The sequence below is a fragment of the Pseudomonas sp. TMP9 genome (assembly GCF_037943105.1).
Taxonomy (GTDB): domain Bacteria; phylum Pseudomonadota; class Gammaproteobacteria; order Pseudomonadales; family Pseudomonadaceae; genus Aquipseudomonas.
Genome location: NZ_CP149803.1, coordinates 985,035 through 999,835, shown reverse-complemented (window position 1 = coordinate 999,835; position 14,801 = coordinate 985,035). Strand labels below are relative to the sequence as shown.

At 58.5% G+C, this 14,801-nt stretch carries 14 protein-coding genes; 2 read left to right on the top strand and 12 right to left on the bottom strand.

Going from position 1 to position 14,801, the window contains the following annotated elements:
• Positions 1 to 55: 55 nt before the first annotated feature.
• The 9 genes from WF513_RS04780 to WF513_RS04740 all read right to left on the bottom strand — a co-directional run bounded on the left by WF513_RS04780 (position 56) and on the right by WF513_RS04740 (position 9,144).
• On the bottom strand, positions 56 to 1,891 hold the full coding sequence (locus WF513_RS04780) for a Gldg family protein (RefSeq protein ID WP_339081923.1): 1,836 nt from the start codon (positions 1,889 to 1,891) through the stop codon (positions 56 to 58).
• Positions 1,892 to 1,899: 8 nt separating this feature from the next.
• Complete coding sequence (locus WF513_RS04775) at positions 1,900 to 2,634, bottom strand: ABC transporter permease subunit (protein ID WP_339081921.1); 735 nt, start codon at positions 2,632 to 2,634, stop codon at positions 1,900 to 1,902.
• Positions 2,631 to 3,554 carry an ATP-binding cassette domain-containing protein gene (locus WF513_RS04770; RefSeq protein ID WP_339081919.1) on the bottom strand — a complete coding sequence of 308 codons (924 nt, stop codon included), beginning with the start codon at positions 3,552 to 3,554 and terminating at the stop codon, positions 2,631 to 2,633. Before WF513_RS04770 ends, WF513_RS04775 begins: the two co-directional genes overlap by 4 nt.
• Positions 3,555 to 3,825: 271 nt before the next feature.
• On the bottom strand, positions 3,826 to 4,800 hold the full coding sequence (locus WF513_RS04765; protein ID WP_339081917.1) for a sensor domain-containing diguanylate cyclase: 975 nt from the start codon (positions 4,798 to 4,800) through the stop codon (positions 3,826 to 3,828).
• Positions 4,801 to 5,146: 346 nt separating this feature from the next.
• Positions 5,147 to 6,097 carry an alpha/beta fold hydrolase gene (locus WF513_RS04760; protein WP_339081915.1) on the bottom strand — a complete coding sequence of 317 codons (951 nt, stop codon included), beginning with the start codon at positions 6,095 to 6,097 and terminating at the stop codon, positions 5,147 to 5,149.
• Positions 6,098 to 6,270: 173 nt separating this feature from the next.
• On the bottom strand, positions 6,271 to 7,380 hold the full coding sequence (locus WF513_RS04755; RefSeq protein WP_339081913.1) for an NADH:flavin oxidoreductase: 1,110 nt from the start codon (positions 7,378 to 7,380) through the stop codon (positions 6,271 to 6,273).
• 57 nt (positions 7,381 to 7,437) lie between these two features.
• Complete coding sequence (locus WF513_RS04750; RefSeq protein ID WP_339081911.1) at positions 7,438 to 8,031, bottom strand: TetR family transcriptional regulator C-terminal domain-containing protein; 594 nt, start codon at positions 8,029 to 8,031, stop codon at positions 7,438 to 7,440.
• Positions 8,032 to 8,194: 163 nt separating this feature from the next.
• The gene (locus tag WF513_RS04745) at positions 8,195 to 8,482 is read right to left on the bottom strand and encodes a PA4642 family protein (protein WP_339081909.1); all 288 of its coding nucleotides are present in this window, start codon (positions 8,480 to 8,482) and stop codon (positions 8,195 to 8,197) included.
• Positions 8,483 to 8,586: 104 nt separating this feature from the next.
• Positions 8,587 to 9,144, bottom strand: coding sequence for a hypoxanthine-guanine phosphoribosyltransferase (locus WF513_RS04740; protein WP_339081907.1), 558 nt, complete (start codon positions 9,142 to 9,144; stop codon positions 8,587 to 8,589).
• Between the two features lie 249 nt (positions 9,145 to 9,393).
• On the opposite strand from WF513_RS04740, the gene upp reads away from it, so the two are divergent.
• Together upp and WF513_RS04730 are read left to right on the top strand one after the other, a co-directional pair.
• Positions 9,394 to 10,032 carry a uracil phosphoribosyltransferase gene (gene upp / locus WF513_RS04735; protein WP_339081905.1) on the top strand — a complete coding sequence of 213 codons (639 nt, stop codon included), beginning with the start codon at positions 9,394 to 9,396 and terminating at the stop codon, positions 10,030 to 10,032.
• 3 nt (positions 10,033 to 10,035) lie between these two features.
• Positions 10,036 to 11,304, top strand: coding sequence for a uracil-xanthine permease family protein (locus WF513_RS04730; protein WP_339081903.1), 1,269 nt, complete (start codon positions 10,036 to 10,038; stop codon positions 11,302 to 11,304).
• A 57-nt stretch (positions 11,305 to 11,361) separates the two neighbouring features.
• On the opposite strand, the gene WF513_RS04725 is transcribed toward WF513_RS04730, so the two are convergent.
• From WF513_RS04725 to WF513_RS04715, 3 genes are all read right to left on the bottom strand, one after another.
• The gene (locus WF513_RS04725) at positions 11,362 to 12,693 is read right to left on the bottom strand and encodes an MFS transporter (RefSeq protein ID WP_339081901.1); all 1,332 of its coding nucleotides are present in this window, start codon (positions 12,691 to 12,693) and stop codon (positions 11,362 to 11,364) included.
• 158 nt (positions 12,694 to 12,851) lie between these two features.
• Entirely contained in the window at positions 12,852 to 13,874 is a 1,023-nt protein-coding gene (gene hemH / locus WF513_RS04720) for a ferrochelatase (protein ID WP_339081899.1), read from the bottom strand.
• 8 nt (positions 13,875 to 13,882) lie between these two features.
• Positions 13,883 to 14,788, bottom strand: a complete 906-nt coding sequence (locus tag WF513_RS04715; protein WP_339081897.1) for a TIGR01777 family oxidoreductase — start codon at positions 14,786 to 14,788, stop codon at positions 13,883 to 13,885.
• Between the last annotated feature and the right edge of the window lie 13 nt (positions 14,789 to 14,801).

Below are 14,801 nucleotides of genomic sequence, written 5' to 3'. Positions count from 1 at the left end.
GCAGGGCCACAAAAAACACAGGGCCGCATGAGCGGCCCTGTGTCGGTGCGGCGGTTTAGCCGTGCTTGCGCCGGCGCCACAGCCACAGCGCCAGCACGCCGAGGGTCAGCAGCAACGGCACCAAGGCAATATTGAGGAACTTGAGCGTGCCGCCCAAGGCTTCAATATCGGCATTGAGCTGGTAGCGCACATCACGCAGCTCTTTGCGGATGGCCAGCTTTTGCTGCACAAACTGCTGCACGGCAGTTTGCTGCTCGGGGGTCAGCTCCATGGTTTTGCTGGGGTCATCGCTTTGCTGCAGAACGGCCAGCTTTTCCTCAGTTTCAGCCAATTGCGCCTGCAGGGTCTGCTCCTTCTCGCGGAACTTAACCTCAGCGTCACGCTGAATGCTGTCCACCACATCAAAGGGGCGGGTAAAGCGCCCGCGTGAACGCACGCTGATCAGCGCTTCGGAACCGGCAAGGTTATCCAGCGCGTTGATGGCAAAGCCGGCGTTGTCTGCCCATGGCTGCGGGATACGCTGGCCAAAAAACTCTTGCACTTGCACCCACATGCGGTCGGTGAGCATGTCGGTGTCTGCCACCACAATCACGTTGATGGTATCCGCCTGCTTAAGGCCGTCTTTGTGCCCCTCAATGCCCTCCGGGAAAGCCGTTTGCGCCGGGCCGCTGATGCGCGCAGCCAAGGTGTAACGCTCACCGGTCGGCTCAAGCTCACGGATCAACTCTTCGGGGTTAGCCAACATGCCAAGGCGCTTAACATCAAACGGCATGGCGTACTGCGAGCTGCGAATCAGCGGGGTGAATTGGGTTTTCGCCCCTTCCAGCGGTTGCAAAATACCGGCAGTGGCCACCGTGATGGTTTCCAGCGAAGCGGTGCTGATGTCATCGGCATCGAGGGCATTTTTCGGCAGGCTCAACCAGGCCGCATGACGCACCGGGCGCTGGCCCTGACCCATGCTGACTGACATGGCGTAAGCGCCATCGCCGACCACTTGGTCCGGCACCATGCGCATGCCCCATGCCTTGAACAGCTCAGGCAGATCAGACGCTTTGTCGAGCACCCGTTCGCCCGGCATTTCAGCTTGGGTATCGGCCTCGCTGAACGGGTCCACAAAGGTCAGCAGCTTGCCGCCACGCAGAACGAACTGGTCAATCGCGTAGAGGGTCTGCTCGGACAGCTGCTTGGGGTGAATCAGCAGCAACACTGAGACATTCTCCGGGATCAGGTCGACGTCCCGCTTGAGGCTTTCGATCTGGAACAGCTGACGAATTTCTTCAATCAGCATCCACGCCGGTGTCGGCTGGCGCGCCGCCATGTCAAAGCCACCGTTGACCTGCAGGCCAGAAAGTATGCCGACCACTGGACGCGCAGGCTGAGCCAAGGTTTGCACCAAGCGGCTGAGTTCGTATTCCAAGAACTCTTCCTGATCGAGGGCAAAAAACGGAATGACTTGAGTCTGGCCTTCAGCGTTTTTACCGGCCAAGCCGAAGTAGATCGAGTCCCCGCCCTGCTGCAGAGGAATACCCTGCAGGCCGTATTCGGCGGCTTTGTCTTCATCCTCAGAGAACGGCGCCGGGTCGATAATGCTCAGCTTAAGTTTGCCATCCGCTTCGCGCTGGTAAGCCTTGAGCATTTCCTCAACGCGCTTAGCGTAAGTACGCAAGGCCGGCAGGTCTTTGGTGGCGGTGTCGGAATAGAAGAAGCTCAGCTCCACCGGCTCATCCAGGTCAGCGAGAATTTGCTCGGTGCCGCTGGAGAGGGTGAAGAGCTTTTGCTCGGTCAAATCCAAGCGCAGGCCGCTAAGGCTGAAACTGGAGAACAGGTTAAATGCGAGAAACGCCAGGGCAATGAGTACAAGCCCGGCGCTGGAAACCATCAGCTTTTTCATGGGCGTCCTCAATCAGCTTTTTTCAGGTCGATAACCACCGCCGTCGCAGCCAGCCAGGCAGCGATCAGGGTGAGGAAATACAGCAGGTCGCGCAGGTCAATCACGCCCTTACTGATCGCATCGAAACGGGTGAGGAAACTCAGCGATGCCACAGCATCGATTAGCCACTGCGGCGCCCAGGCGCTGAAACCGTCGAGCACCATGGGAAAGCCGCTGACGATAAACAGGAAGCACACGCTGACCGACAGAATAAAGGCAATCACCTGATTTTTAGCCAAGGCCGACATGCACGAACCAATCGCCAGGTAAGCCCCGGCCAGCAACCAGCTGCCGATATAGCCGGTGATGATCGCGCCGTTATCCGGCTCACCGAGGTAATTGACGGTGATGATCATCGGAAAGGTCAGCAGCAACGCCAAACCGGCAAACACCCAGGCGGCGAAGAACTTACCCGCGACCGCATCGAAGCGGGTGATGGGCAGGGTCATCAGCAATTCGATGGTGCCGCTTTTGCGCTCCTCAGCCCACAGGCGCATGGCAATTGCCGGCACCAGAAACAGGTACAACCACGGGTGGAAGTTGAAAAATGGCGCCAGGCTCGCCTGGCCACTCTCAAAAAAACCACCCAAGTAGAAGGTGAACACCCCAGACAGCACCAAGAAAATCAGGATAAATACATAGGCCAGCGGCGTGCTGAAGTAGCTCGCCAGCTCGCGTTTAAAAATCACCGGTAACTGACTCATAGCGCCTCCCCCCGCGTCAGGCTGCGGAACACTTCGTCCAAGCGGCCGCGTTCGACATTTAATTCACGCACCTGCCAGCCACGTTCTGCGATCAGTGCATTAACCTGCGGGAAGATCACCTGACCCGGCTTGGCCAAAATACTCAGGCTGTGTTCCAGGGTGTTTTCCTCCACCCCAGCAACGCCCGGCAATGCCGCCAGCGCGTCTTTATCCAGTGGCTCTTGGGCCACTAAGGTAACGGCCTGGTGATAGCGCGAGCGGCTTTCTAACGCCAGCGGCGTGCCATCAGCCAACAGCTTGCCGTCGGCAATCACCACCGCGCGCGTGCACACGGCCGAGACTTCTTCGAGGATGTGGGTCGAAATAATCACGATTTTATCGTGGGCCAAGCTCTGGATCAGCTTGCGCACCTGATGCTTTTGATTCGGATCAAGACCATCGGTGGGCTCATCAAGGATCAGCACTTTGGGGTCATGCAAAATCGCCTGGGCCAGACCCACACGGCGTTTAAACCCTTTAGACAAGGTTTCGATGCTCTGCTCAAGCACCGCCTCAAGCTCAACGTGGGCCACTGCTTTCGCCACCCGCGCATGCTTCTCGGCACCCTTAAAGCCACGAACTTCGGCAATAAACAGAAGAAACCCACGCACGGTCATGTCGCCATAGCAGGGCGCGCCTTCAGGCAGATAACCAATCAGCCGCTGGGCCTTGAGGGTGTCTTTTTGGATGTCGAAGCCGAGAATGCTAGCGCTGCCGGACGTGGGCGCAAGAAAACCGGTGAGCATCTTCATGGTCGTTGATTTACCCGCCCCGTTCGGGCCGAGAAAACCCAATACTTCGCCAGGCTGAACGCTGAAGGACAGGTCATCAACGGCGGTGTGCTGGGCGAAACGCTTCGTTAGTTTTTTTATTTCGATCATGGCCTCTCACCATTGCGGTAACAGGCCCTGCTTGCAGCCGCTGCTGACGCAAGCCGGGCGCTTAAGTGCCGGCGGACTATAAGGAGTCACACACAGACTGCGCAAGCCAAGAACCGCTAAGTCATGTATCCGTTCGCTACAGCGCAACATTGCACATACATCTTTAATTGCGCACAAAAACAGCCGCTTTTGCGGGCACCGCCGAGGTTAGTCACGCGTTGACCCGCATTAATGCACGCCAGCAACGGGTTATGCAGGCAAAACCAAGGCGTCAGGCGCTATTAATGCAGTTCCGCCCCTGTTGTTTGCTGCGATACAGGGCTTGATCAGCCAAGCGCAGCAGATCATCCACCGGATGCTGGGGCGCAGCGGCGATGCCGATACTGACGTGCATGAACAGATCATGTGCAACCGCCTGCAGTTGCTGTTGCAAGCGCTGGCCGAGTATTTCCAACCCACTGGCATCGGAGCCAGGTGCCACCACGACAAACTCATCACCGCCTAAGCGGCAGACAAAATCCTGCTTGCGTGTCACGCGGCCTAGGGCGCTGGCAACATGGATCAAGGCTGCATCTCCGCGCTCATGTCCATGCAGGTCATTCAATTTTTTGAAGTGGTCAATGTCGATCATCATTACCGCTAAGGAACTGCCGGTGATGGCACTGTGGGCCATGGCGCGCTGCCACTGCAGGGTAAAGCCGCGGCGGTTGAGCAGCCCCGTCAACGGATCGGTCGAGGCCTGCTGGTGCAGATCATCAATCAACTGCTGACGGTCTTCAGCACGCTTGTGCAACGCTTGATACTCAAGTTCTAAGTGGAACTGATATGACAATGCATCGCTGATCAGCTGCAACTGCTCCAGCACCTGCTCATCCAGCTCGACCCGCTCAAGGCTGGCGACGCAAAACGTTCCCAACGTGCGATCGGCCAGCACCACAGGCAACACCACAAACGATTTAATGCCCATGCCCGCGCCTGGCGTATCGGCAAACAAACTGTCGATGTTGCAGCTCTGCACGTCTCCGTTGGAAAACATACGCCGGCACAGCGATTCACTCCAATCCACCACTGTGCCTTCGGTGATCGGCAATGCAGGGTCGCTGTCGCAGTGCAGCACGCTCTGGCGCATGTTGTTCCAGTCAATCAGCGTGATAAAACTGGTCTGCATGCCGCACAACATCTTGGCCAGTTTGAGCAACGGTCTTGATACAGCTTCCAAGGAAGAAGTGGCGAGGGGTTCATCCATTGGTCTACATCCTTTCGAATAACAGCCGGCTGCTGCAAAAGCGCAGCCTCAGTGCCTACAGCCTAGGTGCTTATGACCGGTTATCGCACGGTTTTTTGCCTAAGAAGCGCGGCGCAATGCATTGCCCCCAGCAGCGAGGGTGAGAACCTCGGCTGAATAACGCCATGGCGCTTGGCTCACCAATACCATTTCATCTGTCCCATGCCCGCTTTAGCGGTTTGAGCGGGCGCGATTATAGGTACCTTGCCCTGCAGCCCAGACCGAGGTAGGTCAGGACAGGCCACTGCCTATTCGGCAGCGGCACTTAACAACCAGCTACGCGGCTGCATCGGCAAAAAACCACTGGCTACATGTCGCTAAGAAAGGCTTGCAGCGCTGCCACGGTGCGCGCGGGGTCTTCTTCTTGGGGCACATGGCCTAAGTCGTCGAATAGCACGACGCGGCTGCCTTCGACATCCCGCTGGAAACGTTCGGCGTTGACCGGCGGGATCAGCTGATCGCGGCCACCCCAGATAATCAGCGTCGGCACTTTCAGCTCAGCAATGCGGGTATAACCTGACCCGCCGTCGGCTTGAGTAAAGCGCTGACGCAGGGCTTGCCGGTTGCCGGCGCGCAGGGTCAGCTCATAGTAACGATCAATCAGCTCATCGCTCACCTGGCTCGGGTCGCCATAGACATTGCGGATGCTCGCTTCAATCATCGCGCGCGGCAGCAGGTTGTCCATCAACGGCGCCAATGCGGGAATTTGCGCCAAGCGAAAACCGATGGGTATGGAAGTGGCATTGCGCGGGTAACCCGCCGCATCCACCAACACCAGACGCTCGACCCGCTGCGGATGATCCAAGGCGAATTGCCAGGCCAATTGACCACCAAAGCTATTGCCCGCCACCACTGCACGCGGCACCTGTAGCTGATCCAGCACGTTGGCAAGAAAAGCGCTGTAGTGAGCCATGCGGTAATCACCGCCAGGGAATGGCCCAGTCAGGCCAAAGCCGGGTAAATCCAGGCTAATCACCCGACGTTTATTCTGCAGCGCGGCCACCCAGCCTTCCCAGGTGTGCAGGCTGGCCGAGGTGCCATGCAGCAGCACAATTGGCGCGGGGTCATCGCGCGGGCCTTGATCACGCAGGTGCACCTGCATGCCGTCGAGGGCCACGAACTGTGAGGGCGGCAAGGCCCAACGCGGTTTAAGTTGCGCCACGGGGCGATCTGGCGCCCAGTTCCAAGCGGCCGCAGCCGTTAGCGCGACCAAAGCCAGCAGGACGACGCTGATTAAAATGTTGGCAAAACGCTTCATGGTGAATCCTTGTGGTCAAAACCGGCCAGAGCCAATAGTCGTTAATCCAACTCGCCCTACCGCACAGGCTGTTGGCGTGCAGTTGCGCGTTTTGCACCGGCAAAAAAAAGCCCCGATGTGCCGGGGCTGAGGAGCGTGGCGCCGTTTTGCGGCGCACACAAAAATAGTACCGCTTAAACCAGGCTCATCAGCGCTTCACGGCTGAACGGCAGAATGTCCTGCTCGCGGCCATCGCGCACCTTCACCGCCCAATCCGGGTCAACCAGCAAGGCGCGACCCACTGCCACCAGATCAAATTCTTGGTTGTTCAAACGCTCCAGCAGGTTTTCCAGGCTGGCCGGCTGGGCGACCTTGTCGGTGTTGACCATGAACTGCAGGAACTCGCCATCCAAACCAACACTGCCGACGGTGATGGTGGGCTTGCCGGTGAGTTTGCGTGTCCAGCCGGCCAGGTTGAGGTCGGAGCCTTCAAACTCAGGCTCCCAAAAACGGCGCGTCGAGCAATGGAAAATGTCCACGCCGGCGTCAGACAGCGGCTTGAGGAAAGCCTCCAGCGCTTCTGGGGTCTGCACCAGGCGTGCGGTGTAGTCCTGCTGCTTCCACTGCGAGAAACGCAAGATAATCGGGAAGTCCGGGCCGACAGCGGCGCGCACGGCTTGGATCAGCTCAATGGCAAAGCGCGAACGCTGGGCCAGATCACCGCCGTATTGGTCAGTGCGCTTGTTGGTGCCTTCCCAGAAAAACTGGTCGACCAGATAGCCGTGAGCGCCGTGAATCTCTACGCCATCCATGCCGATGCTCTGTGCATCCTTAGCGGCTTGGGCGAAGGCGGCGATGACTTCGTTGATGTCATCCTGGGTCATGCCATGCACGACGACGGTGCCGTCTTTGATTTTTTCACTCGGGCCATAGCCCGGAACGCTGGCATCCGGCTCAGTGCCCAGCTTGCGCACATTGCCCACGTGCCACAGCTGCGGAACGATCTTGCCGCCTTCGGCATGGACCGCCTCGACCACTTTCTGCCAGCCGGCCAGGGCATCTGCACCATAGAAGCGCGGCACGTTGGGGTAGCCGTTGGCAGCCTTGTGACCCACCGTGGTGCCTTCGGTAACGATCAGGCCAACACCGGCCGCCGCACGGCGACGGTAGTACTCGATGACCTTGCTGTTCGGCACGCCGCCTGGGGAGAAGGAGCGGGTCATCGGCGCCATCACCACGCGGGTTGGCAGCTTCAGGTTGCCTAGGGTGAAGGGTTGGAACAGCGCTTTAACAGGGTCGGTCATCATCATTCCTCTGGCCGGTAAACGACCGGTCGTCTTGTTTGGGTGTTTTTTAAAAGGTCAGGCCTGCAACAACCGCTGCAGGCGCTGGATAAAGTCGGTTAAGGCTTGGCAATTGTTCGCCACTTTCAGCCGGGTCAACGCGCCCTGCCAGGCATTGGCGATAAAGCTCGCCAGGTTGCGACAGTCTTCATCAGCGGGCAGCTCACCGGCGCTCTGCGCCTGTTCCAGGCAGCGCTGCAGAATGTCAGCCGAGGTTTGCAGAATCGCATCCACTTGCACGCCCAAGGTCGGCGACAGCTCCGCCATCTCGAAGCTCAGGCTGCCAATAAAGCAGTGGTATTCCAGCCGCTCTTGCCGGGCGAAGTGCTCAACTAACTCAGCGTAATAACCGAGGATGCGCTCACGCGGGCTGAGCAGCGGATTGCCAAGCGCTTCGGCATAGCGGGCTAACCGTGGCTGATAAACCTGCTGCAGGGCCTGCAGGGCGAACTCTTCTTTGCTGGCAAAGTAGTGGTAGAAAGAACCTTTCGGCACCCCTGCCGCTTGGACGATTTCCTGAACGCCAGCGCCGTGATAACCGCGACGGGTCATCACCTCAGCGCCTTTGGCGAGGATCAGGTCACGCTTGTCGACACGGATACTGGAGTTCATGCCGCTAGGATATGACCGGTCGTCTAGGGCCGCCCAGCACTATTGATTTGCGTGATTATCGGCAAGAAATAACCAGTACCTCAGAAACCACTGAGCCGCGAACAAGTCGCGGCTCAGTGGCAGGCATGATTCATGTTCCAAGCAGCAAACGCTGACTTCGCGCTTAGCCGCGGGCGGCTTTGATCACGTCTACGTAGGGTTCGGCAAAGCGTTGATCCTGAATCAAGGCGATAAAGTCATTACCTTGGGCATCCTTGGCGTTCAGGTCAAACCCTTCAGCAACGAAGAAACCCACAAACCGCTCAAAATCATCAATACGCAGGCCACGGTAGGCCTTGACCAGCTTATGCAGCGACGGCGGCGTGGCATCGGCCGGCTCTACGCTGAGGAACAGCTTGATCGGCTCATCCGCAATCGCTTCGCCAATCACCTGCTTCTTGTCTTTACGCATCATTCACTCCAACTCACCAAGCCACACGGGGCCGGCAGTGTAACGCCGGCGCAGCAGCCGGCTCAACGGATGCAGACTTACAAGCACAAGCCAGCCAGCGCTAACTACAAGCCTTTAACCGCGTAAATACCCGCCGCATTGCGCCAGTAGCCTTTGTAGTCCATGCCGTAACCGAAAATATAACGGTCAATGCAGGGTAAACCAACGTAGTCGGCCTTCAGCTCTGGGCGGGCTTTACGGTCGTGATCTTTGTCGATCAACACAGCGGTGTGCACCGCGCGGGCGCCGGCGTGATGGCAGAAGTCGATGATTGCACCGAGGGTGTGCCCTTCATCGAGGATGTCATCGATGATCAGCACGTCGCGGTCAATAAAGGAAATTTCTGGCTTGGCCTTCCAGAACAGCTCGCCGCCGCTGGTTTCATTGCGGTAGCGGGTGGCGTGCAGGTAGGACAATTCCAGTGGGAAGTTGAGCTTGGGCAGCAGCTTGCCAGAGAAGATTAAGCCGCCGTTCATCACACAAAAAACCACGGGGTTGCGTTCGGCCAGGTTGGCATTGATCGCGACCGCGACCTGATCAATGGCCACTTCAACTTCAGCCTCGCTGTACAGGCAATCGGCTTCGGCCATAACGTTGCGGATGTGCGCGAGATCAACGGACATGCTGTTTCCTCTTGGAAGCGGGACGGCACCGAGCTTAAAGCTGATCAATGCGTCAAAATAAAAGGGCGCAAATTTACCCATCTGCACAGCCCAGAGCAAGCGTTGGCACAACACCTGTTGCAATTACCGGCCATGGTCAGCGCATTGGTATGTTTTTACTGACTTTATGCCATTAAGCCGCAGCGCGTGGCATCACCAATGCTTTAATCTAACGCAATTTTTCGCCCGTCCTGCCGGAGACCCCTGCCCATGCCCGTCCAAGAGATCCGCCACCCGCTGATCCGCCACAAACTCGGTTTGATGCGCCGAGCCGATATCAGCACCAAGAACTTCCGCGAGTTGGCCCAGGAAGTTGGCGCGTTGCTGACCTACGAGGCGACCAAGGATCTACCCCTGGAGAATTACCAAATCGAAGGCTGGTGCGGCGCCGTTCAGGTTGAAAAAATCTCCGGCAAAAAGATCACCGTGGTCCCTATCTTGCGCGCCGGTATTGGCATGCTCGAAGGCGTACTGAGCCTGATCCCCGGGGCAAAGGTCAGCGCCGTAGGCGTGGCTCGCAATGAAGAAACCCTGCAAGCACACACGTATCTGGAAAAACTGGTGCCGGAAATTGACGAACGCCTGGCGATGATTATCGACCCGATGCTCGCCACCGGCAGCTCCATGGTCGCCACTATCAGCTTGCTGAAAAAAGCCGGCTGCAAAGAAATCCGCGCCATGGTGCTGGTCGCCGCGCCCGAAGGCATCAAAGCTGTCCACGACGCGCACCCGGATGTAGTCATTTACACCGCATCAATCGACCAATGCCTAAATGAACAGGGTTACATCATTCCGGGCCTCGGCGATGCCGGCGACAAAATCTTTGGCACCAAACAAAAGGACGCCTGACCCATGACTGACGAATTCAACGATCCTATTTGGCGGCAAAGTATTTCCGGCGCGCAGATGCTGTTTGTGGCCTTTGGTGCCTTGGTGCTGATGCCACTGATCACCGGCATGGACCCCAACGTCGCGCTGTTTACCGCCGGCGTCGGCACCTTATTGTTCCAACTGGTGACCGGTCGCCAAGTCCCGGTATTCCTAGCCTCCAGCTTTGCCTTTATTGCACCAATCCTCGCCGCTAAAGGTGAGTTCGGTTTGCCAGCCGTGCTGGGCGGCATCGTCGCCTCCGGCTTGGTCTACATCCTGCTCAGCGCTGTGGTGCGCATCAGAGGGGCGGGCTTTATCGACCGTCTACTGCCGCCGGTGGTGATCGCCCCCGTGATCATCTCCATCGGCCTGGCGCTTTCACCGGTGGCCGTAAACATGGCCATGGGCAAAGCCGGCGATGGCAGCGCACAACTGGTGCCGTATGAAATCGCCATGTTGATTTCCATGTCCGCGCTGATTACCACTGTGCTGGTCGCGGCCATGGGCCAAGGCTTGCTGCGCCTGCTGCCGATTCTTGCCGGGATTATTGTCGGCTGCACCGTCGCCGCTTTTTGTGGGGTGATCGATACCAGCCAAGTGGCCGCTGCGCCTTGGTTGGCGCTGCCAGCCTTTGTCGCACCCGAGCTGCATTGGGGCGCGATTTTATACATCGTCCCCGTGGCCTTGGCGCCGGCGATTGAGCATATTGGCGGGGTCGTGGCGATTGGCAGCGTCACCGGCAAAAACTTTATCAAGAAGCCTGGCTTGCACCGCACCTTGCTCGGTGATGGCCTGGCCACTTCAGTTGCCGGCATGCTCGGCGGCCCACCTAATACCACGTACGCGGAAGTGACCGGCGCGGTGATGTTGACCAAAAACTACAACCCGAAAATCATGACGTGGGCAGCTTGCTTCGCCATTGGCTTGGCCTTTGTGGGTAAGTTCGGCACCGCGCTGCAGAGCATCCCAGTACCGGTAATGGGCGGCATCCTCTGCTTGCTGTTCGGCTCTATCGCGGTGGTCGGCTTGAACACCTTGATTCGCCATCAGGTTGACCTGTCCGAGGCGCGTAATCTGATCATCGTTTCGGTGACGCTGGTGTTCGGCATCGGCGGCATGGTCATGGGTAACAGTGAGTTTGCCCTGTCCGGCATTTCGCTGTGCGCCATCAGCGCGTTGGTGCTCAATTTAGTCCTGCCAGGTGGCGCGGGCTGGCGCAGCAAAACGGTACTGGAAGACCCAGACCTATAAAGCACTCAGACAAAAAAGCCCCGAACCTTTCGGGGCTTTCTTTTGCGCGGTGAAACCTTAGGCATGGCTGGCCGCCCACCCTTGCAGCCGCACCACGCTTTCGCGGTAAGGCTTCAGGCCCATGCTCAGCAGTACGATGGCGCTGAATACTGCCAGCGCGGTGACGATCAGCAGCGAGTAACGCAGTGCATTGTCATCGGCAAATACGTAGTCGGTCACCAAGGCAACCGCTGTTGGGCCGATGCCTAGGCCAATCAGGGTGATCACAAACAGGTAAATCGCCGAGGCCTGACCGCGCATGGAGTTGGGCATGATTTCCTGAATGGCTGCCGGAGCGACACCAAACGGCATGCTCAGGAAGAACACAGTCGGTGCGATCAAAACCGCCGCCCAGAACGCGCTGTCCATCAACGGAAACGCCAACACGAATGGCACAGCACCTATGGCGGCGTAGAGGCCGACGCGCATATTGGCGTCGCTGCTGCCGCGTTTGGCCATCCAGTCCGCCAACCGCCCGCCGAAAACAATGCCCAGGCAACCAAATACCGCGACGATGCTGCCGTAGACGATGCCGACCTGCCCGGCGTCCCAACCATAGGTGCGAATAAAGAAGGTTGGCACCCAGGCCGCGCTGCCATAACCGGCAAACGCCAAGCCTGCGAAACCGAAGTTATGGCACAACACCGTGCGGCGATTGGCGCGAATGTAACGACCCACCTCCGCCAGCGGCACGGCAACGCCGGCACCTACACCACGACGAGCCGGCTCTTTGACGGCCAGCATCAGTAGAGTAAACAACACCCCTGCCGCGCCGAGAATCAGGAAGATCAACTGCCAAGGGCGCACTTCACCGATCACGGGCAGCACCACATCGCCTTGCGCCGAGGCAAACTGAATCACCAGCCCGCCGAGCAGGAAGGCCAGCCCGGAGCCCAAATAAACCCCCATGGAATACACGCTGATCGCTGTGGCGCGGCGCTCCGCCGGAAAGCTATCAGCAATCAACGAATAAGCCGCCGGCGACAAGGCCGCCTCACCCACCCCCACGCCAATACGGCAGATCAAAAATTGCCAATACAGCTTGGCCATACCGCAGGCAGCGGTCGCCATGCTCCAAAATATAATGCCGACGGCAATCAGCCCGCGACGGCTTTTAGTGTCAGCCAAACGACCCAGAGGAATGCCGCAGACGGTGTAAAACAGCGCAAAGGACAAGCCCATCAGCAGGCTCATTTGCGTATCACTGATCATCAAATCGCGGCGGATCGGACCGACTAAAAGATTGAGAATTTGCCGGTCGATGAACGACAGCACATAGGCCACCATCAAGATGGCAACAGTCACCCAGGCGCGGGTGGAAGAGGGATAGTCGTTGTTATTGTTGAGCACTGACAGCCTCCACGGCACCGTGCAAGACGGTGCGCGACGGTTAAATGAACTGTCAGCTTAGGTGCACAAACGGCACGATGCGCATCGCCTGCAGGTGTTATCCAGCAGGCGAATACAACGCACCGGTGTAAACGAATAAACGCTGTGCCAACGCGCGGTTAGAGCATCAACGGGGCGCGCTCGCTGAGGACTTTAAGCGCCTCGACCCAACGTGGATGGTCATTCAGGCACGGGATTAACTGCAAGCTCTCGCCACCCGCCTCGGTAAACTGCTCGCGGCCACGGTCGCCAATTTCTTCCAGGGTTTCAATGCAGTCGGCGACAAACGCCGGGCACATCACCAGCAGCTTCTTCACGCCTTGCTGAGCAAGCTCATCGAAGCGTGTTTCGGTGTAGGGTTCGATCCACTTGTCGCGACCCAACCGCGACTGGAAAGACACCGACCACTGCTCAGGCTTAAGCCCCATGCGCTGGGCAAATAGCTCGGCGCTGCGCAGACATTGCGCGCGGTAACAGGTGGCCAGCACTTCAGGCGAGGCGGTACGGCAGCAATCAGGGCCTTTCAAACAGTGTTTGCTGGGGTCGAGCTTGCGCAAGTGACGCTCGGGCAGGCCGTGAAAACTCAGCAGCAGGTGATCAAACTCTTGCTCAAGGTAGGGCTTGGCGCTTTCGACCAAGGCCTCTAAGTATTCCGGCTGCTCGAAGAACGGCGGCAGTATCGAGAAACGGATCGGCAGTTGCTGCTCACGCACCACTCGGCGCGCTTCTTCAATCACCGTGGTGGTGGTGCTGTCGGCAAATTGTGGGTAGAGCGGCGCCAGTGTGACCTTTTTAATGCCCTGAGACGCCAGGCGGGTCAGCACGGTTTGCAACGATGGTTCGCCATAGCGCATGGCCAGTTCAACCGGACCATGGGTCCACGACGCTTTCATCTCGTCTTGCAGGCGCTTACTCAGCACCACCAGCGGCGAACCGTCTTCCCACCAGATTGAGGCATAAGCGTGCGCCGAGGCTGCCGGACGCCGAATAAGAATCAACGAAACCAAGAGACGGCGCAGTGGCCAGGGCAGATCAACCACATAGGGGTCCATCAGGAACTGGTTGAGATAACTGCGTACATCGGCCACCGAGGTGGAGGCCGGCGACCCTAGGTTTACCAGTAACAAGGCGTGATCAGTCATGCGCAATCCTAGTGAGGCTGGCCCAGCAGATCTGCCAGGGCTACATCCAAGTGAGTGAAACGAAAATTAAACCCTTCGGCCTGCAGGCGCGTCGGCAGTGCGCGCTGGCCACCCAGCAGCAAGCCTGACATCTCGCCCAGGGCTAAGCGCAGAACAAACGCAGGCGCCGGTATAAAGGCCGGCCGATGCAGCTCACGGCCCAGCGCTTGGCTGAAGGCGCGGTTACGCTCGGGCGTCGGTGCGCAGGCATTATAAGGACCGCTGGCGTGCTCGTGCTGCAGGAGAAAATCAATCAACGCGACTTGATCGGCAATATGAATCCACGGCATCCACTGCCGACCATCACCCAGCGGGCCACCCAAACAGAGTTTGAATGGCAGTAACAAGCGCTTGAGGAAACCACCCTCGCTGGCCAACACCAGCCCTGTACGCACCAGCACCACACGGATGCCAAGCGCCTCGGCGCGCAAGGCGGTTTCTTCCCATGCGCCGCACAGTTGCGCAGCAAAGTCCTCACTGACGGGCAACGACTCCTCACTCAATTCGCGCTCACCCCCATCGCCATACCAGCCCACGGCTGAACCTGAGAGCAACACGGCTGGCTTTTGCTCACGGCGTTGCAGCCAGGCCAACAACTCTTCAGTCAGGCCAATGCGACTGGCCCAGAGCAAGGCTTTACGTTTGCGTGTCCATGGCCGATCGGCAATCGGCGCCCCGGCGAGGTTGACCACCGCATCCACCGGTTCTTCGGCCAACTCTTCAAGCCGGCCAATGCCACGTACCGCTTTGCCGCACAGCGCCGCGACCTGATCGGGACTGCGGCTCCAGACTGTTAACTGATGGCCTTGCTGCAACCAATGCTGGCAAAGCGCGCGGCCGATCAAGCCGGTGCCGCCGGTGAGAAGTATGTGCATCAGTTTTCCCTCG

Excerpts from the sequence above, each read along its gene's own strand:
- WF513_RS04745 (WP_339081909.1), bottom strand. The coding sequence starts at position 8,482 with ATGCGTAAAGACAAGAAGCAGGTGATTGGCGAAGCGATTGCGGATGAG.
- hemH (WP_339081899.1), bottom strand. The coding sequence starts at position 13,874 with ATGACTGATCACGCCTTGTTACTGGTAAACCTAGGGTCGCCGGCCTCC.
- upp (WP_339081905.1), top strand. The coding sequence starts at position 9,394 with ATGCCCGTCCAAGAGATCCGCCACCCGCTGATCCGCCACAAACTCGGT.
- WF513_RS04740 (WP_339081907.1), bottom strand. The coding sequence starts at position 9,144 with ATGTCCGTTGATCTCGCGCACATCCGCAACGTTATGGCCGAAGCCGAT.
- WF513_RS04730 (WP_339081903.1), top strand. The coding sequence starts at position 10,036 with ATGACTGACGAATTCAACGATCCTATTTGGCGGCAAAGTATTTCCGGC.
- WF513_RS04755 (WP_339081913.1), bottom strand. The coding sequence starts at position 7,380 with ATGACCGACCCTGTTAAAGCGCTGTTCCAACCCTTCACCCTAGGCAAC.
- WF513_RS04775 (WP_339081921.1), bottom strand. The coding sequence starts at position 2,634 with ATGAGTCAGTTACCGGTGATTTTTAAACGCGAGCTGGCGAGCTACTTC.
- WF513_RS04715 (WP_339081897.1), bottom strand. The coding sequence starts at position 14,788 with ATGCACATACTTCTCACCGGCGGCACCGGCTTGATCGGCCGCGCGCTT.
- WF513_RS04770 (WP_339081919.1), bottom strand. The coding sequence starts at position 3,554 with ATGATCGAAATAAAAAAACTAACGAAGCGTTTCGCCCAGCACACCGCC.
- WF513_RS04765 (WP_339081917.1), bottom strand. The coding sequence starts at position 4,800 with ATGGATGAACCCCTCGCCACTTCTTCCTTGGAAGCTGTATCAAGACCG.
- WF513_RS04780 (WP_339081923.1), bottom strand. The coding sequence starts at position 1,891 with ATGAAAAAGCTGATGGTTTCCAGCGCCGGGCTTGTACTCATTGCCCTG.
- WF513_RS04760 (WP_339081915.1), bottom strand. The coding sequence starts at position 6,097 with ATGAAGCGTTTTGCCAACATTTTAATCAGCGTCGTCCTGCTGGCTTTG.
- WF513_RS04750 (WP_339081911.1), bottom strand. The coding sequence starts at position 8,031 with ATGAACTCCAGTATCCGTGTCGACAAGCGTGACCTGATCCTCGCCAAA.